General features: G+C 68.1%; 18 protein-coding genes. 7 read left to right on the forward strand and 11 right to left on the reverse strand.

The features are described 5' to 3' along the window. Positions 1 to 24 precede the first annotated feature (24 nt). Positions 25 to 1,158 (forward strand): SWIM zinc finger family protein, encoded by a 1,134-nt coding sequence (locus DMH03_RS31745; RefSeq protein WP_125795673.1) that lies wholly within the window; start codon positions 25 to 27, stop codon positions 1,156 to 1,158. Here the strand turns inward: DMH03_RS31745 and DMH03_RS31750 are convergent. The 4 genes from DMH03_RS31750 to DMH03_RS31765 all read right to left on the reverse strand — a co-directional run bounded on the left by DMH03_RS31750 (position 1,141) and on the right by DMH03_RS31765 (position 6,670). Beyond that, positions 1,141 to 3,588, reverse strand: a complete 2,448-nt coding sequence (locus DMH03_RS31750) for a DUF6493 family protein (RefSeq protein WP_125795674.1) — start codon at positions 3,586 to 3,588, stop codon at positions 1,141 to 1,143. The two genes, DMH03_RS31745 and DMH03_RS31750, sit on opposite strands and share 18 nt — an antisense overlap. A 328-nt stretch (positions 3,589 to 3,916) precedes the next feature. Then, positions 3,917 to 4,942 carry an NAD(P)-dependent alcohol dehydrogenase gene (locus DMH03_RS31755; protein ID WP_125795675.1) on the reverse strand — a complete coding sequence of 342 codons (1,026 nt, stop codon included), beginning with the start codon at positions 4,940 to 4,942 and terminating at the stop codon, positions 3,917 to 3,919. Beyond that, positions 4,939 to 5,655, reverse strand: a complete 717-nt coding sequence (locus DMH03_RS31760) for an iron-sulfur cluster assembly protein (RefSeq protein WP_125795676.1) — start codon at positions 5,653 to 5,655, stop codon at positions 4,939 to 4,941. Before DMH03_RS31760 ends, DMH03_RS31755 begins: the two co-directional genes overlap by 4 nt. A gap of 1 nt (position 5,656) precedes the next feature. Next, the gene (locus DMH03_RS31765) at positions 5,657 to 6,670 is read right to left on the reverse strand and encodes an amidohydrolase family protein (RefSeq protein WP_125795677.1); all 1,014 of its coding nucleotides are present in this window, start codon (positions 6,668 to 6,670) and stop codon (positions 5,657 to 5,659) included. Between the two features lie 180 nt (positions 6,671 to 6,850). On the opposite strand from DMH03_RS31765, the gene DMH03_RS31770 reads away from it, so the two are divergent. Further along, positions 6,851 to 8,293 carry a helix-turn-helix domain-containing protein gene (locus DMH03_RS31770; RefSeq protein WP_199749096.1) on the forward strand — a complete coding sequence of 481 codons (1,443 nt, stop codon included), beginning with the start codon at positions 6,851 to 6,853 and terminating at the stop codon, positions 8,291 to 8,293. Between the two features lie 468 nt (positions 8,294 to 8,761). Here DMH03_RS31770 and DMH03_RS31775 read toward each other — a convergent pair whose 3' ends face one another. Next, a complete protein-coding gene (locus DMH03_RS31775; RefSeq protein WP_125795678.1) occupies positions 8,762 to 9,601 on the reverse strand; it encodes an NAD(P)-dependent oxidoreductase in 840 nt (279 codons plus the stop codon). Positions 9,602 to 9,653: 52 nt separating this feature from the next. Here DMH03_RS31775 and DMH03_RS31780 point away from each other — a divergent pair, with 52 nt between their 5' ends. Next, entirely contained in the window at positions 9,654 to 10,037 is a 384-nt protein-coding gene (locus tag DMH03_RS31780; RefSeq protein WP_125795679.1) for a MerR family transcriptional regulator, read from the forward strand. 12 nt (positions 10,038 to 10,049) lie between these two features. Here DMH03_RS31780 and DMH03_RS31785 read toward each other — a convergent pair whose 3' ends face one another. After that, positions 10,050 to 11,039 carry a malate dehydrogenase gene (locus DMH03_RS31785; protein WP_125787678.1) on the reverse strand — a complete coding sequence of 330 codons (990 nt, stop codon included), beginning with the start codon at positions 11,037 to 11,039 and terminating at the stop codon, positions 10,050 to 10,052. A gap of 424 nt (positions 11,040 to 11,463) precedes the next feature. On the opposite strand from DMH03_RS31785, the gene DMH03_RS31790 reads away from it, so the two are divergent. Together DMH03_RS31790 and DMH03_RS31795 are read left to right on the forward strand one after the other, a co-directional pair. Continuing rightward, the gene (locus tag DMH03_RS31790) at positions 11,464 to 12,105 is read left to right on the forward strand and encodes a DUF4360 domain-containing protein (RefSeq protein ID WP_199749097.1); all 642 of its coding nucleotides are present in this window, start codon (positions 11,464 to 11,466) and stop codon (positions 12,103 to 12,105) included. A gap of 274 nt (positions 12,106 to 12,379) precedes the next feature. Continuing rightward, complete coding sequence (locus tag DMH03_RS31795; RefSeq protein WP_125795680.1) at positions 12,380 to 13,024, forward strand: DUF4360 domain-containing protein; 645 nt, start codon at positions 12,380 to 12,382, stop codon at positions 13,022 to 13,024. 99 nt (positions 13,025 to 13,123) lie between these two features. Here DMH03_RS31795 and DMH03_RS31800 read toward each other — a convergent pair whose 3' ends face one another. Genes DMH03_RS31800 through DMH03_RS31815 form a run of 4 tightly spaced genes read right to left on the reverse strand, consistent with a single transcriptional unit; the run spans position 13,124 to position 20,021 of the window. Continuing rightward, positions 13,124 to 15,211 (reverse strand): FUSC family protein, encoded by a 2,088-nt coding sequence (locus DMH03_RS31800; protein ID WP_125795681.1) that lies wholly within the window; start codon positions 15,209 to 15,211, stop codon positions 13,124 to 13,126. Then, positions 15,208 to 18,279 (reverse strand): GH92 family glycosyl hydrolase, encoded by a 3,072-nt coding sequence (locus tag DMH03_RS31805; RefSeq protein ID WP_125795682.1) that lies wholly within the window; start codon positions 18,277 to 18,279, stop codon positions 15,208 to 15,210. The genes DMH03_RS31800 and DMH03_RS31805 overlap by 4 nt, the downstream gene beginning before the upstream one ends. A gap of 55 nt (positions 18,280 to 18,334) precedes the next feature. After that, positions 18,335 to 19,093 carry an SDR family oxidoreductase gene (locus DMH03_RS31810; protein ID WP_125795683.1) on the reverse strand — a complete coding sequence of 253 codons (759 nt, stop codon included), beginning with the start codon at positions 19,091 to 19,093 and terminating at the stop codon, positions 18,335 to 18,337. Positions 19,094 to 19,124: 31 nt separating this feature from the next. Beyond that, positions 19,125 to 20,021 (reverse strand): RNA polymerase sigma-70 factor, encoded by an 897-nt coding sequence (locus DMH03_RS31815; RefSeq protein WP_125795684.1) that lies wholly within the window; start codon positions 20,019 to 20,021, stop codon positions 19,125 to 19,127. A 263-nt stretch (positions 20,022 to 20,284) separates the two neighbouring features. On the opposite strand from DMH03_RS31815, the gene DMH03_RS31820 reads away from it, so the two are divergent. After that, positions 20,285 to 22,966 carry a M36 family metallopeptidase gene (locus tag DMH03_RS31820; RefSeq protein ID WP_233611745.1) on the forward strand — a complete coding sequence of 894 codons (2,682 nt, stop codon included), beginning with the start codon at positions 20,285 to 20,287 and terminating at the stop codon, positions 22,964 to 22,966. Between the two features lie 448 nt (positions 22,967 to 23,414). On the opposite strand, the gene DMH03_RS31825 is transcribed toward DMH03_RS31820, so the two are convergent. Beyond that, positions 23,415 to 24,497 (reverse strand): serine hydrolase domain-containing protein, encoded by a 1,083-nt coding sequence (locus DMH03_RS31825; protein ID WP_370311003.1) that lies wholly within the window; start codon positions 24,495 to 24,497, stop codon positions 23,415 to 23,417. A 237-nt stretch (positions 24,498 to 24,734) separates the two neighbouring features. Between DMH03_RS31825 and DMH03_RS31830 the strand changes: the two genes are divergently transcribed. Further along, complete coding sequence (locus DMH03_RS31830; RefSeq protein WP_125795687.1) at positions 24,735 to 26,141, forward strand: MFS transporter; 1,407 nt, start codon at positions 24,735 to 24,737, stop codon at positions 26,139 to 26,141. The last annotated feature ends 38 nt before the right edge of the window (positions 26,142 to 26,179 follow it).

Genomic DNA, 26,179 nt, shown 5'->3' on the forward strand with positions numbered 1-26,179 from the left:
GCAGGTTCTGGCTAGGGTTTCCAGGTGATCACTGAGGTCTTGCTGGAGCAGGTTGAGGAGGATGTCCGGACCCCGGTCCTCTTCAAGGGGTTCCTGGAACCCGGAGTGCAGGCGGCTCAGGCGCTGCTCGTATTGGGGAAGGTCGCCCGCACCCGGTTCTGGATGCCACCGTCGATGGTGAACCGGCTCATCGCCGAGTCCGACCCGGTGTTCACCACGGACCGGACGGCACTGCGCGCGGAGGCCTTCTCGCCGTGCTGTGGGGTGTACGCCAGGCTCGATCTGCTCGACGTGGGGAGTCTCGGCGAAGGCTGCACGAACGTCGATCTGTCCGACGCGACGCGAACCGTTCTGGCCGGTGTCGTGGCCCAGGATCCGTTGCATCTGACCATTCGTGGCGACGGAATCCGCCTCCGCACGCTCGACGGGCAGAACGACGAACCCCAGGTGCCACTGCCGGATCGCTGGGTCGCGGGGTTCGCGGAGGTCGCCGCTGTCACGACGGGCGCGGTGAAGAAGGCTGAGCTGGACAAGCCTGCGACGCGGAACTTCCTCCGCCAGCTCCCGGCCACCGTCGGTCGGTCGTGGGCGGTGGCGTCCGGCAGGGTGCTCCGGCTGACGTCGCTGTCAGGCCGAGACTCGATCCCGGCGACCGGGCTGCATCGGCTTCGGGTGATAGAACCGCTGATCCGGTTCGCCCAAGGGCTGACCGTCTACACGCGACCGGGCAGCGAGGTCGCGACCTGGGTGGTCCAGCTGGAGCGAGCGCGGCTCGTCGTCACGCTGTCCCCGGAGCCGTCTCGTGGCTTTTCGGGTGAAGGCGGCTGGCTGAACTCGCTGGCAGCATGCATTGAAGCTCCGGAACCCGTCGCGGGTCGCGCCGGTCACGACGTCGTCGACGGCGCGTGGTTCGCGCGTGCGCTCCCGAGCGGGCATGCGCCGGCGAACGGCCGGCTGGCGAAGGCCCGTGAGCTCGTCGTCGCCGGAGCCGTCCGGTCGCTGCCCGACGGTGGCTACGAGATCAGACGCGCCGGCTCGGTGCAGCGGGTCCGGCTTTCGCCTACCGGGTGCACGTGCGCTTGGTGGGCCAAGCACCAGGAGACCCGGGGGCCGTGTTCGCATGTACTGGCCGCCCGGATGTCAGGGTTTGAGTCGTGACGCCGCTTTTGCCGCCTTCGAACTGCCTTTGAAGCCCGCCAGCCATTCCTTCGTTTCGGCGCCGATCGTGCCCGCACCGCGTTCCACGAGATCTGCGGCGAGTTCCAGCAGTGCGAAGATGCCGCGATGGGAGGGCTCCAGCTTCGGCAGCAACGTGTCCAGTGTGGACAGAACAGCTATCGGGTGCTCGTTCGCGATGATCGAAAGTCGCGGAGCCAGCCGTGTCGTGATGAGGTGCGGGCCGAGTACGGCCAGGGCCGCGCCGAGTGCGCGGGGGCCGAGCAACCGCCGGTCCAGAAGAGTCAGTGCGGCGTCCGTGCCGAGTTGGACGGCGGTGAGGCGTTTCAGCGTGAGGCTGGTGGCGATGAGCACCGTGCCAGGGATGCCCGGGATCGAAGGGCTGTCCAGGAACTGGGGTAGTGCCGACTTCTCAACTGGATAGCCGAATTCGGTGTCGTTGGAGAACAGGGCTTCGGAGACGGCGGCTTCCAGGTGGTCCCGGTCGTAGGGAGAGGAGACCGCTTCGTGGCATTCCGTGAAGCCGAGCCACTCAGGGGCCGGACCGTCGAAGAGCACGCCCAGCCAGGGAGCTTTCTGCGGGATTGTTTCCGGGGACCGTCCGATCGTCAAGGAGCTCAGGCCGTAGCCGTCGGGTCCGGTCCTCGCCGTCCAGGCGAGGGGCGGTCCGGGTTCGCCGCGTAGCGCGGCGGCGGGATCGGCGGATTCGGGGTGCCGGGCCCGCGCGGCGGCGAGGGCGATCCAACCCGTGTCTTCGATGGCCGGGCCGCCGAGGGCGTAGCGGATGGCGTCGGTGTGCGGTCCGGTGAGTGCGGAGGCGAGCGCGAGGGCTTCGGGCCGGGTGTCCGGCGCGAGCCGGAGCAGCGCGTCGGCGACGTCATCCTCGGCCGCGTCGGGGTGTTCGAGCATGCGGGAGACGAAGACGACGGGGTCGAGCCAACCGCCTCGGTGAGTGGCGGCGGAGACGGGGACGGCGGTGCCCTCGAGGAGGGCGGTAATCCGGTGGTGGAGCGGGCGTCGCCAGCCGTCGACCGGTGGCAGGTGGGGCGCGTCGCGCCCGGTGAGTCCGAGGACGAGGGTGGCGATCATCTTCGGCACGGCCGCGCTGTACTTCTGGTCGGCGATCCTGGTGGCGCGTTTCACCAGCGGTTCGAGGGCGTTCTGGAGTTCGCCAACGACGCGGTGGGCGCCGTCTAGGGCGGCCAGGAGGAGATCTGCCTGGTCGGGGTCGGCGAGGAGGGAGGAGAGGGCTTCCGCGACGGCGGCGGGGGTGTCGGGGATTTCGAGCGGGTTGGTGAGCGTCTTGCACTGGTCCCACGGTGGTCGCGTGGGTTCGGGGTATTCGGCGGTCTCGATGACCGGTGTGTCGTCCGGGGTGGTGCCGAGCCGTGCGGTGGCGAGGGCGCGGACGTCGGAGGCTTCGTGGGTGAGTGCCGCTTCGAAGACGTCGTCGGCGAGGCCGGTGAGGTCGGGTCGGCGGTCGGCGACGCGGCCGGCGAGTTTGAGAGCGAGTTTGGCGGTGGCGGCGCCGCGTCCCGCCGCCGCGGAGGGGAGGTGCTGGAGAGCGACTTCGTCGTCGAGCGCGCCTTGTTTGTCCACAAGGGAGAGTGCTTTGACGGCGAAGGAGACCGTGCGTGGGAGGCCGCTACCGCAAAGCCGGGCGTAGTGGTTCTGAGCCGCTGTGCGCTCTTGCGGGGTGGGGGCGAGTGCTTCGTGGAGTGCGGCGTACCACTGGGCGCGGAAGGCGGCGAAGTCGCGGGAGAGGATGTCGAGGGTGAGGTCGAGGAGTCTGGCTCGGTCGACGTCGCCGGTGGCGGTCAGTTCGAGCAGCGCGGTGGACCACTTGTCCTCGTCGCGGACGTACTTGTCGAAGCCCGCGAAGCTGGCGTCGCCGCTGCCTTCGATCGTGAGCAGTTCCCAGAGTTCGGTGAGTGCTTCGGGTTCGATTCGGAGGCGTTCGGCCAGGGGTTTCCCGTGGAAGCGTCCGGCCCAGCGGAACCAGCCCGCGTGGTATTCCGGTGTCCGGATGGGTTCGAGGTCGCCGTCGACGATCATGCGGCGGATGGCTTCCCAGGCGGTGTGGTGACCGATCATGCGAAGGGCGATCGTCTTGCGGTCGGCGAGTGTCCGGTCCTGCAGGACGCGTTCGAGGATCGGGGGTGAGGCGATCCAGAGTTTGCGGAGCAGGGGGTCGCCGGCGGGGAGGACTGCCCAGAGGGCGGTCGCGGCCTGCTGGCCCCTGAGCGGGTTCCGGGCGCCGTAGGTGTTAGGCCGGATCTCGGTGAATTCGCTGCTGTCCTTGAACGCGGCCAGGAGTTCGGGGATGAGGGCTTTCCGCTCGGCTCGGGAGAGGTCGAGGGTCCGGGTGAGGACTTCGGAGGGTTGGCCGGTCAGAAGCGCGTCCAGGTGCACTGGGTCAATTTAGCGGCCTGACGGCTCGTGAGTGGTAATGACGGTTATTGAGGGTAGGGCAAACGTTGCGTGTTCAGACCCGGATCACGCGAGTCACGTCCCAAGCACGCGAGTCACGCCTTGCCGACCGGCCGCCCAGGTCACAGCCGTCCCATTGTCACCAGGGAACCACATCTGAAGGTAGCGAAAGCCTCCTTCCCTACCGTCAGAGTAGGCAAGGAGGCCCTCACTACCAGGAGAACGCGTACGCAGGAGCGACACCGGCCCCGCACCACGACACGTTTGCCCTTCCCCTCGATAACCGTCCTCACCACACACCGGAGCGTTGTCAGGGAACGAGGATCGCCCGGCCCCGGATGCGTCCGGCGTCGAGGTCGTCGAGCGCGGTTTGGAACTCCTCGAGGGGGTAGCGCGCGGTGTGGAGTTTCACGCGGCCTTGTGCGGCGAGGACCATGAGTTCGCAGAGGTCGGTGTAGGAGCCGACGAGGTTGCCGATCAGGTTGATCTCGGTGGAGATGACGTCGATGGTCGGGACGTCGATGTTCTCGCCGTAGCCGACGACGTGGTAGTCGCCCGCGCGGCGGAGCATGGCGAGACCGTCCTTGGTGGCGCCGCCTTCGCCGACGAAGTCGATGACGGTTTCGGCGCCTTCGCCGCCGGTGAGGTCGAGGACCTGGTCGATCTGGGTGCCGTCGGCGATGACGCCGTGGTCGGCGCCGATGGTTTCGGCGAGTTCGAGGGCGTCGGGGTTGCGGTCGACGACGATGAGTTCGGCGGCGGTGAGGGCTTTGAGGACCTGGATGCCGATGTGGCCGAGGCCGCCGGCGCCGATGACGACGCAGCGGTCGCCGGGCCGGAGCCTGCGGGAGGCTTTCGCCGCGGCGTGATACGCGGTGAGGCCCGCGTCGGCGAGGGCGGCGACGTCGGCGGGTTCGAGGGAGTCGTCGATGCGGACGACGCTGCGGGCGGAGGTCTTGAGGTATTCGGCGTAGCCGCCGGCGGTGTCGATGCCGGGGAACTGCGACTGGGCACAGTGGACGTCGTCGCCGGAGCGGCAGGCGCGGCAGAGGCCGCAGGTGATGAGGGGGTGGACGATGACCTTGTCGCCTTCGGCCACGTTCGTCACCGCGCTGCCGACGGCGTGCACCCAGCCGGCGTTTTCGTGGCCGATCGTGTACGGCAGGGTGACGCCGGATTTCTCGGCCCATTGGCCTTCGAGGATGTGGAGGTCGGTGCGGCAGACGCCGGCGCCGCCGATGCGGACGATGACGTCGTAGGGGCCGGTCGGTTCGGGTTCGGCGACCTCGGTCAGCTGGAGCTTTTCGTGGTAACCGATGACCTGGATCGCTTTCACGATGCGTGGACCTCCTGGGTTCGGGGTGTCTGGTCGGCGGCGGATTCCGGGTAGCGGGTGCGGAGCAGGCCGCGGCAGAAGTGGGCGTTGCCGTCGATCGAGATGCGGACGGAGCGGGCGAAGCGCAGCCGTAGTGGGACTTCTTCGCGGGGGTAGGGCTTTCCGTGGTCGTCGACGAGGACCGGCGCTTCCGGTGCGGTGTCGAGGCCGAGTGCGGCTCGCCGGCGCAGGAGTGCGTGGGTGGTGCGATGGTCGGGAAGGTCGCCGAGCGTGATGTCGTGGAGCCTGTCCTCGGTCAGCTCACGGTTTTCGCGCAGGAGCCGGGTGAGGGCGCGTTCCATGGCCGCGGTGCAGGCTTTGCGGCGGAAGGTGAGCCGGAGTTCGTCGAGGTCCTGTTCGGCTTCGTCGCCGAAGGTGCCGCGGTATCCGGCGTCGGCGGCGAGGCCGCGGTTGATGAGGCCGGAATCGTGGTGGTCGTCGAGGACGACGTGGACCCGGGATACGCCGTCGAGCGCGGTGAGGACGTCCTTGGCGTCGGAGGCCATGAGGTAGGCGAAGTTCGGTGAGCAGAACGACGTCGGGAGCCTCAGGTGGACGGTGACTTCGGTTCCGTCGACGGTGAGGGAGCGGACGAAGCCGAGGTCGGTGATGGGTTCGTCGAGTTCGGGGTCGAAGACGGCGTGAAGTGCGGTGTAGGCGTCGTGTTCGCGCATGTCAGGCCACCGAGACGGCTTGGGTTTCGATGCGCCGGACCTGGAGTTCCTCTGGCACCGGGAGGTCGTACATCGCGGCGGCGTTGAGGCCGAGGATCTTGCGTTTCTGGTCGGTGGTCAGTGGCGCGTACTCGGTCATGTCCTCGGGGATCTGGAAGTCGACGAACCGTTCGACCAGCCATTTCGGGGTCCAGAGCGCGTAGTCGCTGGAGAACTGGATGCGGTCTTCGTCGAGCCAGTAGAGGAGTTCGCCGATGATCTGGGCGAAGTAGCGCGGGCGGGTGTGGATGAAGGGCATCGCGACGGCGAGGCCGGCGTGGACGTTGGGTTCCTGGGTGGCGATCCAGCAGAAGTCTTCGAGCCGGGGGAGTCCGCAGTGTTCGACGACGAAGTCGAGGTCGGTGTAGTCGGTGGCGACCTTGTCGACGTCGGCGACGTCGAAGGCGTCGCGGTCGAGAGGGCGGATGGTGGGGCCCTTGTGGATGTGGATGTTGCGGATGCCGAGTTCGAGACACGCTTCCAGGTAGCGGCGGCACCAGGGGTCGTCGAGTTTGTAGCCGCGGGAGTCGTCCCGCCATTCCGCTGTGTAGAGCTTGACGCCTTTGAGGCCGAAGCGTTCGGCGTCGCGGCGGAGCTGGTCGAGGCCTGCTTGTTCGAGGCGTGGGTCGAAGCAGTGGTTGTAGGTGAGTTTGTCCGGGTGCTGCTTGGTGAGGGCGAAGGCCTCTTCGGTCTGTCCGAAGCCGGTTTTGTAGAAGGCGCCGAGGTGGGCGGGCTGGAAGATGGCGTGGTCGACGTAGCCGTCTTCGAAGAGGTCCTTCATCAGGCGTTTACCGCCGTAGTAGAGGTAGTCCTCGTAGGGCCAGAGCTCGGATTCCGGGCTGAGGTTGCGGTGGTAGTCGTAGAAGCAGTCGATGAACTGTTTGCCGTGGATGTTGGCCTGGTTCTCTGGCCGGGCGTCCCAGAGCGCGACGTGCGCGTCCACGATGAAGTAGCTCTCGCCGTCCTTGGTGTACATGGGTTTCCTCCGCGTTCGTGACCGCCGTTGGCACGTTGGGGGTGAACGGTAGGGGTGTCGGCGCAGGTCAGGGAGGCGCTCGGTGTCTCAGTTTGAGACACCGACGGTCCTGTGTGCCGGTGGTCGTGGACGTACGCTTGGCGGAAGTCCGAACGCACTGTGGCGTCCCGGGAGGTCGATGTGGAGAGCGCGAACGCGGTGATCGCGCCGCGGTTGCGGGCGTCTTGGCAGCGCAGCGCCCGGTACGGCGCGCCCGAGGACGAGGTGCGGCCGGTGTTCACGGGTTCGCTGGACACCGGTTCGCTGTTGTACGAGTGCGGCAACGAGGTGCTGCGGGGGTTGCAGGCGACGCTGGCGAACGAGCCGGTCAGCCTGATGATCACCGACAGTGAGGGTCTGGTGCTGAGCAGGCTGTGCACGGACGCGTCGATCGTCCGGTCGTTGGATCGGGTCCACCTGGCGCCGGGGTTCTACTTCGCGGAGAGCAACGCGGGGACGAACGGGCTGGGCTTGGCGCTGGCCGATCGCGCGCCGACGCTGGTGCGGGCGGCGGAGCACTATTGCACGGGTTTGCGGGGGTATACGTGTGCGGCGGTGCCGGTGCTGGATCCGTTGACCGGTGCGCTGGCCGGGAGTGTGAATCTGACGACGTGGTCGGATCAGTCTTCGGAGTTGCTGCTGGCGTTGGCGCAGGCGGCGGCCGGGAACACGGCGGCGTTGATGCTGGCGCGGGCGTCGGGTCGGACTCCGCGGCCGGCGCCGCGTGGTGAGGTGTTCCGGGTGCACTCCGACCGGTTCGATCCGGCTGACGCCCCGAGTCTGTCGCCCGGCTGGTCGGATGCGCTCGATGAGGTGCGTTCGGCGTTGAGCCGCGGGCGGGTGGCCGCTGTCGTCGGTGAGAACGGGGCGGGGAAGACGGCGCTCGCGTCGGCTGCGCGGCGGGCGATGCGGCCGAGGGACCGGGTGCTGAACGCGCGTCCGCCCGCGCCGGACGACGTCGACACGTGGTTGACGTTGTGGACTCCTGAGCTGGTCAAGGACGGGACGTGCGTGATCGTCTCGGGGGTGGACACGCTTCCGGCGTGGGCGGCCGCCGAGTTGGCCGGGTTGTTCGCCGAGGCTCGGCGGGCGGGTGAGCCGCCGCCGTTCGTGCTCACCGCGGCGGACGCCGGTGCGCTTCCGGAGGCGTTTGCCCCGCTGGTGGAGGTCGTGGTCGAGGTGCCGCCGTTGCGGTTCCGGCCGGATGACGTGCTCCCGCTGGCGCATCATTTCGCGCGCCGTGACCGGGGTCGTGAAGTCGTGTTCACTCCGGCCGCGGTGCGGGCGCTGACAGCCTGTGATTGGCCGGAGAACGCCAAGCAGCTGCGCCGGGTGGTGCGGGAGGCGGCGTCACGGTCGGACGTGGTCGACACGCAGCATCTGCCGGCGGAAGTGTTCTCCGGGGTGGGGCATCGGTTGGGCCGGTTGCAGGCGATGGAGCGGGACGAGATCGTGCGTTGTCTCGCCGAGCCGGGGTCCACTGTGGTCGGTGCGGCGGAGAAGCTCGGGATGGGCCGGGCGACGCTGTACCGGAAGATGAACCAGTACGGCATCACGGCGCGGCAGTTCCGGTCCGGGTCGTGAGTGGTGATTCGGGCCAGGCCAAGGGTGTTCTAGGTAGCTGCGGCGGGCGGGTCGGGATCGCGTGTCCGTGAGGGGCTCCTTCCCTACCCTGAGAGTAGGGAAGGGGTCCCTCATCTCATGCCGGACTGCGCTCAGCCCGAGAGAGAGGCTCGCCAGAACCCGCGTCGCCATTTACGACCACCTGGCTTTCACTGGAGTGCGGCGGGCGGGGTCAGGCTCGCAGGTCCGTGAAGGCCTCCTTGAGGGACTCTGGGTCCCTTAAGGAGGCCTTCACGGACTTGGCACGCACGCTTCTAGCCCCCGTAGCCCCACCAGTAACAATGATGGCGCGCGAAGGTTTTCGCCAAGTACATGAAGGGCCCCTTCACGTTCTTCAAGCGAGCAAGGCGCCGGAAAGTGTGGTCCGTGAAGGACTCCTTCCCAAGAGTCTCGCCAGCAGCGTCCCTACCACTCACGACCACCTGGCTCTCACTGGAGTGCGGCGAGCCTGGCGAACCCGTCGGAGCCGTGGCCGGTGTCGATCGCTTGCTGCACTTGGGCTCGGGCGGCGGTGAGGACGCCGTTGTCGAGGTCTTGCGCGCGGATCGCGTCGAGGATGTGGTCCATGGTCGCCGCGGTGGCTTCGAGGGTGCCCGCGTCGCCGGCGTAGTTTTCGGCGGCGACTTGCCCGGCGAGCAAGTCGATCATGTCGGGGAAGAAGCCGAGCAGTGCTTTCGCGTGTGCGGCGATGTCGGTGGCGCCGATGTTCTCCGCTTTGGCGAGCGCGAACATGTGGATCACGCCGCTCATGGAGGTCCAGAGCATGTCCTGCAGGGCCGCGTCGAACGCGGCGGCGCGGCCGGGGGAGTCGCCGACGTATTGGGCGTTCTCGCCGAGTGCGGCCAGCGTGGGGCGGTGTGTTTCGTAGACGTCGGCGGGTCCGCTGAAGAACAGGGCGGCGTCCGGGCCGCCGATGGCGTCGGTGGTCGCCATGATGACGCCGTCGAGGTAGTCGATGCCGTGTTCGGTGGCCCATGTCGCCATCGCGCGGGCTTGCCGTGGTGATCCGCCGCTGAGGTTCACGAGCGTGCGGCCTTTGAGTGCGTCGGCGTCGAGGATCGACTGTGCCACGGCGTAGTCGCGCACGCAGACGAGCACGAGCGGGCTCGCCTCGATCGCTTCCGCCGCGGTGGTGGCGACGGTGGCGTCGAGGCCGTTTTCCTTGCCAGGGGTGCGATTCCAGACGGTGGTGGGGTGGTCGGCGGCGGTGAACGCGGTGGCGAGGGCGTGTCCCATGGGGCCGAGTCCGAGGACGGTCACGGTGGTCATGGCGGCTAAGCTAAACCTTGACATTGACGTGAGAGTCAAGTCTGGAGTGCGGATGCGGATCGGGGAACTCGCGCGGCGGACCGGCGTCAGTGAGCGCGCGCTGCGGTACTACGAGGAGCAGGGTCTGCTCACCCCGGAGCGGCGGCCGAGCGGTTATCGCGTGTACGGGGACGTCGACGTGGCGGCGGTGCGGCGGATCAGGATCCTGCTCGGGGCGGGGCTGAACACCGCGCAGATCCTGGAGATCCTGCCCTGCATCGTCGACGAGGACGGCTGGTTGACCCCGGATTGCCCAGAGCTGGTCGACGCCCTGCGGCAGCAGCGTGACCGGATCGACGCGGCGATCGGCGAGCTGGAGACCACCCGTACGAATCTCGACACGATCATCGGCAGCGAAAAGGCGGCCGCGTCCCGGGGGACACGGCCGCCTTCGTGAAGCGGGTCAGGCTCAGATGAGGCCGAGCTTCTTCACCGCGTCGCGCTCTTCGGCAAGCTCGTTGACCGAAGCATCGATGCGGGCGCGCGAGAAGTCGTCGATCTCCAGGCCCTGGACGATCTTGTACTCGCCGTTCGCGGCGGTGACCGGGAACGAGGAGATCAGGCCCTCCGGGACACCGTAGGAGCCGTCGGACACGACCGCCGCCGAGGTCCAGTCACCCTCGGGGGTGCCGTTGACCCAGGTGTATACGTGGTCGATCGCGGCGGAGGCGGCCGACGCCGCGGAGGACAGGCCACGGGCTTCGATGATCGCCGCGCCGCGCTTGGCGACGGTCGGGATGAAGTCGTCGGCCAGCCACTGCTGGTCGGTGATGACCTCGGTCGCGGGCTTGCCGGACACCTCGGCGTGCGCGATCGACGGGTACTGGGTCGCGGAGTGGTTACCCCAGATCGCGACCTTCTTCAGCTCGGTCACCGGCACGCCCAGCTTCTTCGACAGCTGCGCGAGGGCGCGGTTGTGGTCGAGGCGGGTCATCGCGGTGAAGCGGTCGGCCGGGACGTCGGGCGCGTGCGCCTGGGCGATGAGGGCGTTGGTGTTGGCCGGGTTGCCGACCACGAGGACCTTGATGTCGCTCGCCGCGCCGGCGTTGATGGCCTCACCCTGCGGCTTGAAGATGCCACCGTTGGCCTCGAGCAGGTCGCCGCGCTCCATGCCCTTGGCGCGGGGACGGGCGCCGACCAGCAGGGCGACGTTCGCGCCCTCGAAGGCCTGCTTCGGGTCGTCGAAGATGTCGATGCCCGACAGCAGCGGGAACGCGCCGTCTTCGAGCTCCATCGCGGTGCCCTCAGCCGCCTTGACCGCCTGCGGGATCTCCAGGAGCCGCAGCTTCACCGGGGTGTCCGGGCCGAGAAGCTGACCGGACGCGATGCGGAAGAGCAGCGCGTAGCCGATCTGGCCGGCCGCACCGGTGACGGTGACGTTGACAGGGGCTTGGGTCATTGCGGTTCTCCAGCTTGAGGCGACATCGACTTGTACCGCGATGCTAGTCCTGTCCCGAGTCGCCGTTCGGGTGCGTCCAGTCACTGTTTTCTTGATCGATAACGCTGCCAGGTGATCGGGCCCACGCTCTCCAGGGCGCCGAGGTGGCGGGTGGGCGGCCGCGAGCGCCCGCGCTGTCTCACCGGAATCGTCAACGCCGAATCCGCGAGAGCCTTTTCATATCGTGCGAATCGAATGGTGTTTTCCGGGCCGGGTGGCGTTCTCATATGCTCCGGAAAACGGTTACAGACCATAATGTCATTTCATGAACCGATTGCCGTGCCGAATTGCGTCCGATCGGCGGGCGGCATCGTGAAGATCGTTTCGCTAACATGAGTCCGCCCAGTTCCCCGCCCCCCGTGTGGAAGTTTTCGGGAAGGACCCCATGCTCAATGCAGTGGTTGCCGCCGTATCGCTTTTCTCGTCGATAATAACCCCGAACAGCATGTCACCGCCGCCGGTACCCCCGCCCGACCGGGTCGTCATCGACGTGGTCACCGTCAATGGTTCCGGCTGTCCGCCGGGTTCGTCGGCGGTCGCCGTCGCCAGGGACAACAGCTCCTTCACGGTCACCTACAGCGAATACACCGCCCAGGTCGGCGTCGGCGCGAAGCCGACCGACTTCCGGAAGAACTGCCAGCTGAACCTCAACATCCACATTCCGCAGGGATTCACCTACGGTATCGCCAGTGCCGATTATCGCGGTTTCGCTTCGCTCGAATCCGGCGCCAAAGGGCTCCAGCGGGCGAATTACTACTTCCAGGGAAATTCGCCGACCGCGCAGGTGAGCCACCCCATCACGGGGCCGTTGTCGGACAACTGGCAATTCCGTGACGAGGCCGAAGGTGGCGTCATCATCTACAAGCCGTGCGGTGAGGACCGGAATCTCAACGTGAACACGGAACTGAGGGTCGGCGCGGGTTCGTCGGATCCGAAGAAGACCACCAGTTTCATCACGATGGATTCGACCGACGGCGCGTTCAAGACCACCTACCACTTCTCGTGGAAGACCTGCCCGGCCTCCTGACCGCTCCACCAGGGTGACGGCCTGCTTCCCGGTCCGGAAGAAGGCCGTCCACCCCTGCCCGTTCAGGACCTTGGCCGCTCTGAACGACGACTCCGCAGCTCGTCGCCGCCCTGTCCGGCGGCGGCGAGTCTTCTCGACCCCATTTTCGGCGGTCACCCCTGTGTCCGGTGACCGAATCCGTTTTCGTCCCGATCGGCGGGCGGGCCGGGAAAGAACGTCTCGCTGACCTCGAATCCGCCCAGTTCCGCCGTGTGGAAGCTTTGGGAAGGATCCCATGCTCAACGTGCTGGTCGCTGCCGTGACCCTGTTGTCCTCGGTCGTCACACCGAACGCCTGGGTGCCGCCTCCGTTGCCGTCCGACAAGATCATCATCGACGTCGTGACGGTCAACGGAACCGGCTGCAGACCGGGTACCGCGGCTGTTTCCGTGTCTCCGGACAACACCGCGTTCACGGTCACCTACAGCGAGTACACCGCCCAGGTCGGCGTCGGTGCGAAGCCGACCGATCTGCGCAAGAACTGCCAGCTCAACCTCTATGTCCACGTGCCGCAGGGCTTCACCTACGGCATCGCGGGCACCGACTACCGCGGATTCGCCTCCTTGGCCGCGGGAGCGACCGGGCTGGAGCGAGCCAACTACTACTTCCAGGGCAATTCCCCGACGTCCTTCGTGAACCACGGCCTGAAGGGACCGTTCGAGGACAACTGGCAGTTCACCGACGAGATCGAAGTCGGCGCCATCGTCTACAAACCCTGTGGTGAGGACCGGAACTTCAACATCAACACGGAACTGCGGGCCGCGGTCGGCACTTCCGATCCGAAGAAGACCACCAGCTTCGTCACCATGGACTCGACCGACGGCGCCATCAAGACCACCTACCACTTCTCCTGGAAGTCCTGTCCCAAACCGAAGAACTGATCCCTGACGGCCCTGATCTCTTATGTCGCGAAGGGCACCTTTGAGACCTTCATCGTCTCAAAGGTGCCCTTCACGACATCCCCACGGACCGAGCACCCCTCACGACTTCCCGGACGGCGCCGGATCCGTGGCCTCGACTCCGAACACGCGGCCCAGCGCGATCACCGTCTCGTCGAGATGCCCGAGACTGTTGAGTACCGAACGCGCCTGCGGATCGTCGATCCGGTCGGCCACCGGCGTGCCGTCGTCGCGGATCAGCGTGCCGCGGGCGAGTCCGCCCGGATCGCCCATGGCCTTCCTCAGCACCGAGGTGTTCTCGCGGATTCGCCCGGTGTACAGCAGCAGCCGATCCGCCTCGTTGAGCAGCAGCCCTGGTTGCGAGCGCGCCGCGACGTGGCGGGCGCGGAAGGCGATGGTCTCCACCGTCGTGAGCACATGCCAGCCGTAGTCGCGGCGGCTGCTGAGATTCACCGGATGGGTGAGCGGCTCGATCGTCGTGCGAACCTTGTCCACCGCCCGGTCGAGGTCACGCGACTTCTCGATGACGCTCACGTTCTCGGCACCGGAGAGCAGGCCCGCGGCCTTCTCGACGAACTCGTCCAGTTCCTCCAGCAACGCCGAGACGTCGTCCAGCATCACCGCCCGCGTGCGCACCGGCACGATCACCACCGCCGCCAGCACCCCGGCCGCCGCGCCCACTGCGGTTTCCGCGACCCGGATCCACAGCACCTCGATGCTGAACGTGCCCAACAGGCTGTACAGCAGCCCCAGCATGCTGGTGATGAAGAACGCCATGATCACCTGCGACACCCGCGCCATGTAGACCATGCCGAACACGCACACCAGGATCAGCGCCAGCGTCGCCGGCACACTGCCCGACACGAGCAGCGTCAGCACCAGCCCGCCGACAATCCCGATCAGCGTGCCGCCGAGCCGCCGGACACCCTTGACGAACGTCGCCCCCGCCGTCGACGAGCCGATGAACACTACGAACACCGTCAACACCGCCCAGTACCACCGCTGGCTCGACACCAGCTCACCGCCGAGCACGGCGAGCCCGCCGCCCACCACGGCCTGGATGGCGCTGCGTGTCTGGTTGTCGTAGGCGAACGCCGCCGACTTCCCCTCGTCGGGATCTTCGGGGTCGTCGGCCGTGTCGGAGACGTCGTGCTCGGCGACCCGCTGTGCCCGCACATCGGCCAGCGCGAGTTCGGCGAGCGCGCGGCGGACGCCGTCACCGGGGGCGGCGTGCTCGTCGATCCGGCTGCCTTCCACCAGCATCTTGCTGAACTCTTCGGTCTCGCTGATCAGCGGCAGCTCGCGGGGATCGCGTTCGATCAGCGACCGGAACCGCCGCATCCGCGCGATCAGATCGTCCCGGACGTCCTCGTCGAGATCTTCGGCACAGGTGCGCTGCACGGTGATCGTCAGCCACTGCACCGCCAGTTCGACCTCGATCGCCCGGCGGCGGAGCCGATTCGCCGATTCCGCGCCGGTCACCTCCGGAGCGGTGTCCTCGATGAGCAGCACGGATTCGTGCATCCGGGCGTTCATCCTGCGGAGCCGCTTGCGGGTGCGCTCGCTGCCGCCCACCGCGAGGTGATCCTCGGCCGCCCTCACCACCGCGGCGAGCCTGGCCCGGAACGCCCGCCGGATCCGGAGGAACTCCGCGTCGGTGTCCCTGCGCAGCAGGACGAACCGGACCACCGCGTTGGCCGCGATCCCGATGGTCAGCGCCAGCAGCAGCGCCGGGACCTGCTTCAAATGCGTCTGCAGGAACATCGCGAAGAAGAACAGGAAGAACGACAGCGAGCCCAGCGCGATCCCGCGCGAACCGAACCGTTGGGCGTAAACCGCGACGAAGATCAGCAGCACGAACACGACGCTGTCCAGCGGCGGCACCGCCGATCCCACACTGGCCGCGGTGAGTGACGCCGCACCGAGCAGCAGCCCCAGTACCAGCGTCACCGCCTGCTTCCCGGGGGTCTCGTCGTTGACGGTGAAGGCGGAGGTCATCGCGGCGATCGCGGCGACGAGGGTGACCGTGAGCGGCTGGTGGAACGGCAGGATGGCCAGCACCGCGACGACGATGCTGAGGACGGCCGAGAAGCCGAGCCGGAGCCGGACCAGGCCGGGATCGGAGGCGACCAGACGGTCGGTCGTGGCCTGGGTGATGCGGGTGATCATCGGGCGAGCAGCTCTCCTTGGGCGAGGGTGACCCGGCGGGCGGTGGACGAGGTGACGCGAAGACGGTATCGGGCGTGCCGCGCCGGCTCGGCGAGGGCGAACGGCCGCGTCTGGCGGCGCCATCGGAACGTCTCGCCCTCACGCTGGTCCAGCAGCGTCCAGTGCTCGCCGTCGTCGGATCCCTCCAGTACCCACGAACGCGGATCACCCCGGCGGCTTCCCGAGGTCAGCGTGTACATGACGACGTCGCGAGAAGCGTCGTCGACGGGGAACTCGATGACCGGTTCGCGCCCGGGGAAGGTGATCTCGGTCTTGGTGGTGTCGTCGAACAGCGGTCCGTCGACCGCCGTGATGTCCGTGAGTGGTCGCGGATCGGCGGGTTCGACGGGGGAGCGGCCCCAGTCCGACGGCCGCTCACCCATCGTGAACTCCAGTTTCGCGCCCTCGGCCAGCGCGGAATGCGGGAGCGTGGTGCTCTCGTGTGGCCGTCCGTCGATCGTCAGCCCTTGGACGTACACGGTGTCGTCGGTGTTGCCGGGCGCCTCGACGACCAGGTCCTTCCCGTTCTCGAGGTGGACGGTCGCCTTCGTGAACAGCGGCGCGCCGATCGCGTACTCGGGGCTGCCCATCGCCAGCGGGTAGAACCCGAGCGCGGCGAAGACGTACCAAGCGGACATTTCGCCGTTGTCCTCGTCGCCGGGGTAGCCCTGGCCGAGGTCGCTCCCGACGTAGAGCCGCCGCAGGACCTCCCGCACGATCCGCTGCGTCTTCGAGGGCGCGCCCGCGTGGTGGTAGATCCAGGGAATGTGGTGCGACGGCTGGTTGGAATGCCCGTACTGTCCCATCCGGACGTCGCGCGCTTCGGTCATCTCGTGGATCAGCCCACCGTAGGAACCCGGTTTGCGGCCGGTCTCCGGTGTCGCGAAGAACGTGTCCAGTTTGGACTCAAGCGCTTCGGTCCCGCCGTGCAGCGCCGCGAGGCCGGCGCCGTCGTGGGGCACGGAGAAGGCGGTGTTCCAGGAGTTCGTCTCGGTGAAGTCGCCGCCCCACGCTTCGGGGTCGTAGCCCTCGGCGGCGAAGTGGCGGCTGCCGTCCCGGTTGCGGCCCTGGAAGAACCCGATCAGGTGGTCGAAGTGGTTCGCGTACTGCTGCGAGCGCTGCCGGAAGTACGCGGCGTCGTCGTCATGTCCGAGTGCCTCGGCGAGATTGGCCAGGCCGAAGTCGTTGATACAGCCCTCCAGCGCCCACGACAGTCCCTCGTGGACCGACGTCGGCGTGAACCCGAGGAAGATCGATTCGTGCAGGCCCTTGCGGCCGACGCTCTGCCCGCGCGGCGTCACCGTCGCGTTCTTCAGCGCCGCTTCGTAGGCGGCCTCGACGTCGAATCCGCGCACCCCCTTGAGGTACGCGTCGGCGAACGCCACGTCGGAACTGGTGCCGGTCATGAGGTTGGCGTAGCCGGGGGAGGACCAGCGTGAGATCCAGCCGCCTTCGCGGTACTGCTGGACGAACCCGTCGATCATCCGCCCGCACCGGCTTGGGGTGAGCAGCGCGTACGCGGGCCAGGTGGTGCGGTAGGTGTCCCAGAAGCCGTTGTTGACGTACATCTCGCCGTCCACGACCTTCGCGCCGGTCCGGGTGCGCGTGCTGGGCCAGAGGCGGCGGATGACCGGGCTCGCGTGGCGGACGCCCTTCGGGGTGTCCTCGTGCGCGGAGTTCGGATACAGGAACAGGCGGTAGAGACTGGAGTAGAACGTCGTGCGCTGGTCCTCGGTCGCTCCCTCGATCTCGACCCGGCCCAGCACCTCGGTCCACTGCGCGCGGGCCTGATCGCGCACCTGCTCGAAGGTCGTCCCGGCGGGGATCTCCTGGTCGAGGTTCCGCTTGGCCTGCGCGAGGCTGATCAGCGACGTCGCGATCCGCATCGTCACCTCGCCGGCCGCGAACTCCAGGAACCCGGTCACCGTGCGCCACACCGGGCGCCGGATCCTCCAGCCGTTTTCGGCGCGGACGTCGAACTCGGCGTGGACGAACATCCGCCGCGCCCCGGCCGACAACCTGCTGCGCACCCAGGTGTGGCCGGTGAGGACACCGTTCGCCGGGTCGACCCGCAGACTTCCCCGGTTGCGGGCGTTGTCGAACAGCAGCCAGCCATGGTCACCCGGGAAGGTGAAGCGGAACAGCGCCGCGTGATCCGTCGGGGCGATGTCGGTGGTGATGCCGTTGGCGAACCCGACACCGTAGTGATGCGGCCGGTCGATCTCGTCGTCGTGGGAGAACGCGAGCGCGCGGCGGGCCCGGTCGGACTCGACCGGGCCGATGCCCGGCATCACCTGGAAGGTGTGCCGGTCGCCCATCCACGGACTCGGCTGATGCGACAGCGCGAACGCCTGCAGCGCGGGACGGTTCGCGGCGTCGTTGTGCCGGTGGTAGCTGTAGATCCAGTTGGTGACGCCCGCGTCGGTGACCGGGGTCCAGAAGTTGAAGCCGTGCGGGACCGCGGTCGCCGGGAAGTTGTTGCCCCGCGAGAACTTGTCGCTGGAATGCGTGCCGCGGGTGGTGCGGACGTGGTCGACCGGCTCGCGGATCTCGATCGCGCGGTCGGTGATCCGGACGTCGTCCACCCAGCCCGCGCCCTCGCCGTCCGGTGGTTCGCTGACCAGGACGATCCGGGCGATCCGTCGTCCGGCGAACTCGCCCAGCCTGCGGCGCACGAGGTTCCACTGGTCCACGTACAGCGTCTTGTCCAAGCCCTGCCCGGCGGCGCTGAACCCCGCGGACGTCCCGTCGGCGAACTCGACGTCCAGGGCCACGAAGGTGCCGCGATAGTCGGTCCCGGCCTCGGGGAAGACCACATAGGACAGTTCTGTGTCGCCGGTGACCTCGATGTCCACTTCGAACAGGCTGACGCGCAGCGTGTTCTCGTAGCGGAGGGCGTGCGCGCCGGTGAACCCGACGCCGGTCTTCGCGGTCGGCGACGACCGCGGCCCGGTGCCGACGCGCAAGGCCGGATCCACCGGCTGCGGATCACCCGTTTCGAAGGAGGAGAAGAACCCGGTGATCGTCACCAGGCCACCGTAACTCGCACGCGTGAGCCCGGCTCGGTGTGCCGCGTCCGGAGGACTAAACGCGTGAGGAGAGGAACTCCTCGAAAGTGCCCGTGCCGGTCGCGTTCTCCGGGGTCAGGTTGCCGCCCGCCCGGAACGCCCGCGCCGCCTTGCCCGGCAGCCACAGCGGCACGATCGGCTTCCGGCGCCCCGCCGACCGCTGGTACGCCTCCGCCAGGTCACGGGCGCCGCGCACCTCGGGACCGCCCATATCCGGTACCCGCCCCGACGGCGCACCGGACACCAGCTCGACCAGCCGGTCCGCGACGTCGCCGGTGCTGACCGGCTGGAACCGGAACCCCGACGGCATGAACGTCACCGGCAGCCGCCGCTGCGCCGACGACGCCCGCGCGACGAGCTCGTGGAACTGCGTCGCGCGCAGCACCGTCCACGGCAGACCGGACTTCTCGATCACCTTCTCCGAGGCCAGCTTCTCGTTGTAATAGAAGAACCGGATCACGTCGATGCCGACGATCGAGATGTACACCAGATGCGGGCCGCCCGCGCGCCGCGCCGCCTCGACCAGGTTCCGGGTCACCTGCTCGTCCCCGCGACCCAGCGTCGACGCGCAATGGATGATCGCCGAGACACCATCGACAGCCTCGGCGAGACCGTCACCGGTCTTCAGATCGCACCGTGCCCACTCGTTCGGTTCCTCCGCGGGACGCGGCCGCCGGCTCATGATCCGGACCTGCCGGTCTCCGGCGACCAGCCGCCGCACCACCTCACGGCCGAGGTCGCCGGTACCACCGGTCACCAGAATCGGGTTCGCCACCTTGATCCTCCGTTCACGAGAGCTTCCACCCTCAAGAACCGGCCGGCCATCCGGAACGTGACAGCTGCCGTGACAGGAACGCCAGTTTGTCCGGATTCGCGACCGCGCGGAGCCCCGAGATCCGGCCGTCCACGATCTCGAACCCGAGGATGCCGTACAGGGCGCCGCCTGCCGTCGCGATCACCGCGGGACCGCCGTTGACCTCGCCGATCCTGATCGACACCTGGCCGGCACCGGCGAACATCCCGGCGTACAGCCGCGCGACCTTGGCCGCGCCGTGCACCGGACGCCGGGCCGCGGTGGCCTTGCCGCCGCCGTCGGACCACGCCGTGACATCGGCGGTCAGCAAGCTCTCCAAAGCGGGCAGATCGCCGTCCCGCGCCGCCGACAGGAAGCTCTCGACGAGCTTCTCGAGGTGTCGCGGATTCGACGCCCGTCGCTCGTCCGACCGGTTCAGCGCCCGTCGCGCTCGGCTGTGCAGCTGGCGTGAGTTGACCTCGGACAGGTCGAGGATCTCGCCGATCTCACGATGGCTGTACGCGAAGGCCTCTTTCAACACGAACACCGCCCGCTCGACCGGGCTGAGCTGTTCGAGCAGCACCAGCATCGCCAGCGACACCGAATCCCGCTGCTCCGCCGTCTCCAGCGGACCGAGCACGTCATCCGAGGTCAGGACCGGTTCGGGCAGCCACGGCCCGACATAACGCTCTCGCTGTGCCCTGGCCGAGGTCAGCCGGTTCAGGCAGAGATTGGTGACCACTTTCGCCAGCCACGCCCGCGGCGACGCGATCGACCCGTGGTCGGCGCCCGCCCACTTCGGATAAGCGTCCTGAACGGCGTCTTCCGCCTCCGCCGCCGAACCGAGCAGGCGATACGCGAGACCGAACATGACAGGGCGCAGCCGCTCGAATTCCGTGGCGCTGTCCATCTTCCCCTACGAATCCCGTTCGATCCACTGTGGACGCTCAGCCGCGAGGGTCCCGCTCAGCGGGAATTCCGTACCTGATCGGCGCTGACGTCCACTGTGACTGTATCGGTACGAAGAGAACGTCTGCGTCACCACCAAGAGAGGGGTCTGGAGTGACGTCACGTTCGTCGCGTTCGCGTACCTCGTTGTGCGCCGCGACCGCAATCACAGTATTAGCGCTGGTCACAGCGCCCCAAGCCGGAGCGGCACCGGCACCGGGCGCCGTGCACACCACACCGGACAGATCCGGAAAGGACATCGATGTCCGCGACACGGCGAGAACCAGCCCGCGCGTCCTCGGCGCGCACGACCGGCTCTCGGCGTCACGGGCGAATTCCGTCGCGAAGGCACGCGCGGAACTGGGCAACCAGGCCGTGCTCGACTACGACGAGCTGACCGGCACCCCCCGTGTCCTCGCCCGCACCGACGGGTTCCTCACCGGACCGAGCGGGAAATCACCCCGCGACATCGTGCTGAACTACCTGCGGGAGAAAGAAGGCCTCGTCGGCCTCAGCGCGGGAGACACCGCGAAGCTGAACCTGCGCAAGGACTACGTCGACGTCGAAGGCACCCACCATCTGTCCTTCACCCAGTCCGTCGGCGGGGTTCCGGTGTTCGGCAACGGCTTGAAGGCACACGTGGCCAAGGACGGCAGGCTGATCCAGCTGGACGGGGCGCCCGTGCGCGACCTTCCCGCGTCGCTGAGCGTGGCCACGCTGGCCGCCCCCGCCCCGGACTCCAAAATGGTCGCTTTCCTGACCGGCGACGGGATCCGAACCGCCTGGTACACGCTGGCCGAACCCGCCGTGGACAAGATGTTCCAGGAGGTGACCGACGCCGGCACCGGCAAGCTGCTCTACCGCAAGAACCTGGTGAACCACGCCAACGACGCCAACGACGCTGCCGGTGCCAAAGGCCTCGCCTGGGAAGCCCAGCCGGGCCCGCAGAAGCAGGTCAACCTGACCCAGAAGGGCTGGCTGCCCGCCGACGCCAAGACGCTGGACGGCAACGTCGCGCACGTCGCCGCCGACATCAACGGCGACCTGAAGTTCCAGCCGCAGGAGGAGATCGGGCCGAACACCGACGGCACCTACCGCTACAAGTTCACCGACTTCACCGGCGTCGTCGGCCCGCCGTGCTCGTCGGCGAGGCCGTGCTCCTGGGATCCGAAGACTCCGGGCTCGTGGGCGAAGAACCGCGAACAGAACGCCGTGCAGGCACTGGCCTACGTCGGGAGCTTCCACGACCACCTCGCCTCCTTCCCGATCGGCTTCACCCGCGAGGCCGGCAACTTCGAGAAGCTCGACGGCGACGCCGTCCAGGTCCACACCCTGCTCGGCGCGCAGGAACCGGGCTACTACGACAACGCGTTCATGGGCACCCCGCCGGACGGGCAGCCGCCGACGATGGGGATGTTCCTGTTCCACGACCCCCGGGACCCCACCGACCCGTTCCTCGCGGCGAACTCCGCCGACGACGCCACGATCATCCACCACGAGTACGGCCACGGCCTGTCCAACCGGCTCGTCGTCGACGCGCAGGGCAACTCCACGCTGAACTCCTTCCAGTCCGGGGCGATGGGTGAGGCCTGGAGCGACTGGTACGCCTTCGACTACCTCGTCGGGCGCAACGCGATCAAGGACACCTCGGCGCCCGGTGAACTCCTCGGCGGCGACTACGTGAGCAACGGCGTCCCCCTCGCCCGCACCCAGCCGCTGGACTGCCCGGTCGGCGCCGGTGCACCGCAGTGTCCCGGCACGCCGGGGGCGGGGCCCGGTGGTTACACCTACGGAGACCTCGGCCGGATCATCGGCTTCCCGGAGGTGCACGCCGACGGCGAGATCTGGGCGAGCGCGCTATGGGACCTCCGCTCCGCGCTCGGTGTGCAGCTGACGCGGGCGCTGGTCACCCGCGCGATGGAGCTTTCGCCCGCGTCGCCGTCGTTCCTCGACATGCGGAACTCGATCCTGCAGGCCGACACGGTGATCAACGGCGGCCGCGCGCACGCCGAACTGTGGAAGACCTTCGCCGCGCGCGGCATGGGCTACTTCGCCGCGTCGATCACCGGCGCCGACACCGCACCGGCCGAGGACTTCTCCACCCCGCCGCCCGCCGGCACCCCGACCGGGACCGTGACCGGCAAGGTCACCGAACGCGAAAGCGGTGCCCCGATCGGCGGCGTCGCCGTCCGGTTCAGCGGTCACGACTCCGGATTCGGCGGCTCGCTGTCCGCGGTCACCGACCCCGGCGGCGGCTACACCATTCCCGGAGTGCTCCCCGGTACCTATCCGAAGGTCTACGCCTCCGGAGGCGGCGCCGACAGCGAGACCCGCGCGGTCTCGGTGCGCTCGGGGACCACCAAGGTCGACTGGTCACTGCGGTTCAACTGGGCCTCCACCGACGCGGGTGCCGGTGTCACCGCGTTCAACGGCGAGGACTTCACGCCGTACGGCTGCGGTCCCGGTGACCTGGTGAAGTCGTCGGTGCTCGGCGGTGGCGGCTGGTCGACCGACAAGGTCGTCCGTGCCGACGGCACGGTCGAGACGCGATTCGTCACGATCAAACTCGGCAAACCCGTCAACGTCAGCGCCATCGAGATCGACCCGTCCAACATCTGCGGCGACGACCCGCCCGCCGCGGCCAAGGACGTCACCGTCGAGACCTCGGTGGACGGCACGACGTGGGTGAAGGCGGGCACCGGCGACTTCGAACCCGCCGACCTGAACAAGCTCACCGCGCTCCAGCTCGCGCCGGGCAGCGCGACCGGGGTGCAGTTCGTACGGCTGACCGTTTCGTCCAACCAGCTGTCGTTCTATCCGGGCAGGGTCTGCTCGCCGCAGCCCACGACGGCAGGCTGCCTGTACATGGACGTGCAGAAACTGGCGGTGCGGGGCGCTCCTGCCTGACCGGTTCGCAGTACGTGAGGGCCTCCTTCTTCGCGTCTAGCGCCAGGGTCCCGGCAAAGTCGCATACTCGCCCGGATCTTGACTGTCCATAAGGGACACTTGGTGAGATAAGTGTGCCCGGTTTGGGTGACTTGCACGGTTTCGCGAGGGGTCGTGAGTGATTTTTGTCGTTCTAACCCTCATTACCACTCACGACCCCCTCGCAGAAACGTGCGTAGCGGCATCAATCGGACACCCAATCGCCCGACGGTGTCCCTTGTGGACACTGAAGCCCCGCCAGCGCCCAGAATCAGGCCTGCCCCACTCGGCTCGCCCTTGATCAACGGAAGATCAGGGACACTCAACGTCCCCAACTTTCCGTTGATCAAGGACACGCCCACGAGTGCCGAGTTCCTTACTCTCAGGGTAGGGAAGGAGGCCCTCACGGCTCTGCCTTGACCGGAAGACCTCAGCAGAAGACTTCGTCGAGCAGCTTGAGGAGCGCAGGGTTGGGATCGCCCCCGGTCGGCGCGCTCGTGGCCGAGAGCTCCAGCCGCTTCTTGGTGTCCGGCGTGGTCAGCAGCTGCGAGGAGTAGCCGGGGATGCCGCCGCCGTGGCCCCACACCTTGCTGCCGCACGGCAGGGTTTGCACCTGGAGGCCAAGGCCGTAATCGGGGCTGACCGTGGTGGTCTTGCTGATCTCCCGCTGTTGCGCGGGTTTGAGCAGCTTGCCGCTCGCGAGCGCCACGACGAACGTGTCCAGATCACGGGTGGTGGAGATGATCTCGCCGGCGGCCCACGCGACCGACGGGTTGATCCGGGTGACGTCGTTCGGTTCACCCGCCACGGTTACGTAACCGTGGGCGTGCGGGCCCCTGATCTCGACGTTGTCCCCAGGGACCTCGGTGCCGTCGAGGTGCAACGGCTTCAAGATCCGCTGCTCGACCGCCTTTCCGTACGGCTTGCCGGTCAGCTTCTCCACCAGCAGACCCGCGACCACGTAGTTGGTGTTGGAGTAGCTCCACCGGGTGCCGGGGGCGAAGTCGAGTGGCTTGTCGGTGGCGAGCTTGAGCAGCTGCTCGGGTGCCCAGTGTTTGTAGCGGATCTGCTCGAATTCGTCCGGGTCGAGCGGTAACGCGCTGGTGTAGTTGTAGAGGCCGCTGGTGTGCTGCAGGACCTGGCGGACCGTGATGCGGCCGTCGATCAAACCGGGCAGGTAACGGACGACCGGCGCATCCAGGTCGAGCTTGCCTTCGCCCGCGATCTGCAACAGCACTGTCGACACGAACGTCTTGGTGATGCTGCCGACGCGGAACCGGCCGTTCTCCGGCACCGGGCGATGCGAACCCAGCTCCGCCTTTCCCGAGCGAGCGGTGAACCGCTGCGCGCCGTCGCTCACCCTGGCCTGCACGCCGAGCACTCCGTTCACGGTGATCTGGTCCAGCGCCTCCTGCACGACCTTGCGGTCGGCGCTGGTGTCGGCGAGCGCGGTACCCGTGGTGGCGATCAACCCGGCGACGGTGAGCGCGGCAACGAGCCGGGTTCTCAGCAAAGGCCGCGACGATTTTCTTTGCACCATAAGAAAAAATCTCCCCTGTAAGCGCGGATGCTCTCCCCAGCCGACGCTAGCGTCCGGCGCTCCTTACCCGCAGTAGCGGAAAACACTTCCACTCGAACAGAGCAGCGATGGTAAGATCGCGGTATCGGGGTAGAAACGTGCTGTCCGATCGGCACGCGCATAAACGGTATCGAATGAACCGTCACTCCTTCCCAGTGAAGGAGTTTTTCTTTGCGTACCCACGTTGAAAGCCGGTCCTTGCTCGAAGCCTGGCCGGCGCTGGCCGGGCTCTCGGCCGTGTTCCTGGTCGAGATGCTCGACAACTCGATCCTCAACGTCGCGTTGCCGACCATCGGCCGCGAACTCTCCGCCTCGACCACCACCCTGCAATGGGTGACCGGCGTGTATTCCGTCGTGTTCGGCGGGCTGATGCTGGCGTTCGGTGCGCTGGCCGACCGGATCGGACGGCGCAAGGTCATGCTCGCCGGGCTCGTGCTGCTCGGCGTGGCGAGCCTGGCCACGATGTTCGTCACCGTCGCGTGGCAGCTCATCACCGTCCGGGCCGTCATGGGTGTCGCGGCCGCGATGACGACACCGGGATCGCTCGCCCTCGCGTTCCGCCTGTTCGACGAAGACGTGCTGCGCGTCCGGGCCACCACCCTGATCTCGACCGTGGGCCTGATCGGTCTCGCCGTCGGCCCCACAGCCGGAGGACTGGTGCTCACCGTTGCGCCGTGGCAGGCGCTGCTGCTGGTGAACGTGCCGATCGCCGCGCTCGCGTTCCTCGGCATCCGGGCCGGTATCCCGGCCGACGATCCCGCCGGCCTGCACCGCGATCCGATCGACGTCGCCGGCGCGGCGCTGGGAACCGCGACGATCGTCCTCGCGCTGCTCGCCCCGACGCTCTTCGTCGAAGCGGGCACCGCCTCGGCTCTGCCCTGGGGCGCCACCGTGGCCGCGCTCGCCGCCGCGATCTGCTTCGTCATCCGCGAGAAGACCGCCCGGCATCCCTTGCTCGACCTGAAACTCATCGCCCGCCCGCTCGTGTCCAGCGGCCTGGCCCTCAAAGCCGCGGCGGGGCTGGCGACCGCCGGGCTCGGGTACCTCGTGACACTGCAGCTCCAGTTCGGTCTCGGCTGGGCGCCCGCTCAGGCGGCGCTGGGGATGCTGCCCCAGGTCGTCGTCCTCATCGCCGGCGGCGCTCTCATCACCCCGCTGATCACCCGCGTCGGTCTCGGCAAGGCCGCCTGGCTCAGCGCCGCCGCGGTGGTGTGCGGGCTCGCGGTCTACACGGTGTTCGGCGGACTCGGTTACATCTGGGTCGCCGTCGCGCTCGCCCTCGTGGCAGCGGGAATGCGTGTGGTCGGAGTCGTGGCGGGCACCAACGTCATGCGTGGCCTGCCCCCGAACCGGACCACCATCGGGGCCGCGCTCGTCGATACCTCCAGCGAGGTCACCACCGGGATCGGCATCGCGCTGAGCGGCACCATCCTGGCGGTGGTCTTTCCCGGCGCGTTGACGGCGGCTCAGCAGTCGGCCGACTTCCCGAAGGCGATCACCTGCGGCGGGCTCGCGCTCACCCTGCTGTCCGCGGCCCTCGTCGGCTTCGGCATCCTCCGCGGCCGACGTCCCGAATAGATGTGAAGGCCCCCTTCACGGCGCTAGGCGCAATGAAG

The sequence above is a fragment of the Amycolatopsis sp. WAC 01376 genome, assembly GCF_003947415.1.
Lineage (GTDB): Bacteria > Actinomycetota > Actinomycetes > Mycobacteriales > Pseudonocardiaceae > Amycolatopsis.

Excerpts from the sequence above, each read along its gene's own strand:
- DMH03_RS31790 (WP_199749097.1), top strand. The coding sequence starts at position 11,464 with ATGCTCAATGCAGTGGTTGCCGCCGTATCGCTTTTCTCGTCGATAATA.
- DMH03_RS31785 (WP_125787678.1), bottom strand. The coding sequence starts at position 11,039 with ATGACCCAAGCCCCTGTCAACGTCACCGTCACCGGTGCGGCCGGCCAG.
- DMH03_RS31815 (WP_125795684.1), bottom strand. The coding sequence starts at position 20,021 with ATGGACAGCGCCACGGAATTCGAGCGGCTGCGCCCTGTCATGTTCGGT.
- DMH03_RS31795 (WP_125795680.1), top strand. The coding sequence starts at position 12,380 with ATGCTCAACGTGCTGGTCGCTGCCGTGACCCTGTTGTCCTCGGTCGTC.
- DMH03_RS31760 (WP_125795676.1), bottom strand. The coding sequence starts at position 5,655 with ATGCGCGAACACGACGCCTACACCGCACTTCACGCCGTCTTCGACCCC.
- DMH03_RS31800 (WP_125795681.1), bottom strand. The coding sequence starts at position 15,211 with ATGATCACCCGCATCACCCAGGCCACGACCGACCGTCTGGTCGCCTCC.
- DMH03_RS31780 (WP_125795679.1), top strand. The coding sequence starts at position 9,654 with ATGCGGATCGGGGAACTCGCGCGGCGGACCGGCGTCAGTGAGCGCGCG.
- DMH03_RS31775 (WP_125795678.1), bottom strand. The coding sequence starts at position 9,601 with ATGACCACCGTGACCGTCCTCGGACTCGGCCCCATGGGACACGCCCTC.
- DMH03_RS31765 (WP_125795677.1), bottom strand. The coding sequence starts at position 6,670 with ATGTACACCAAGGACGGCGAGAGCTACTTCATCGTGGACGCGCACGTC.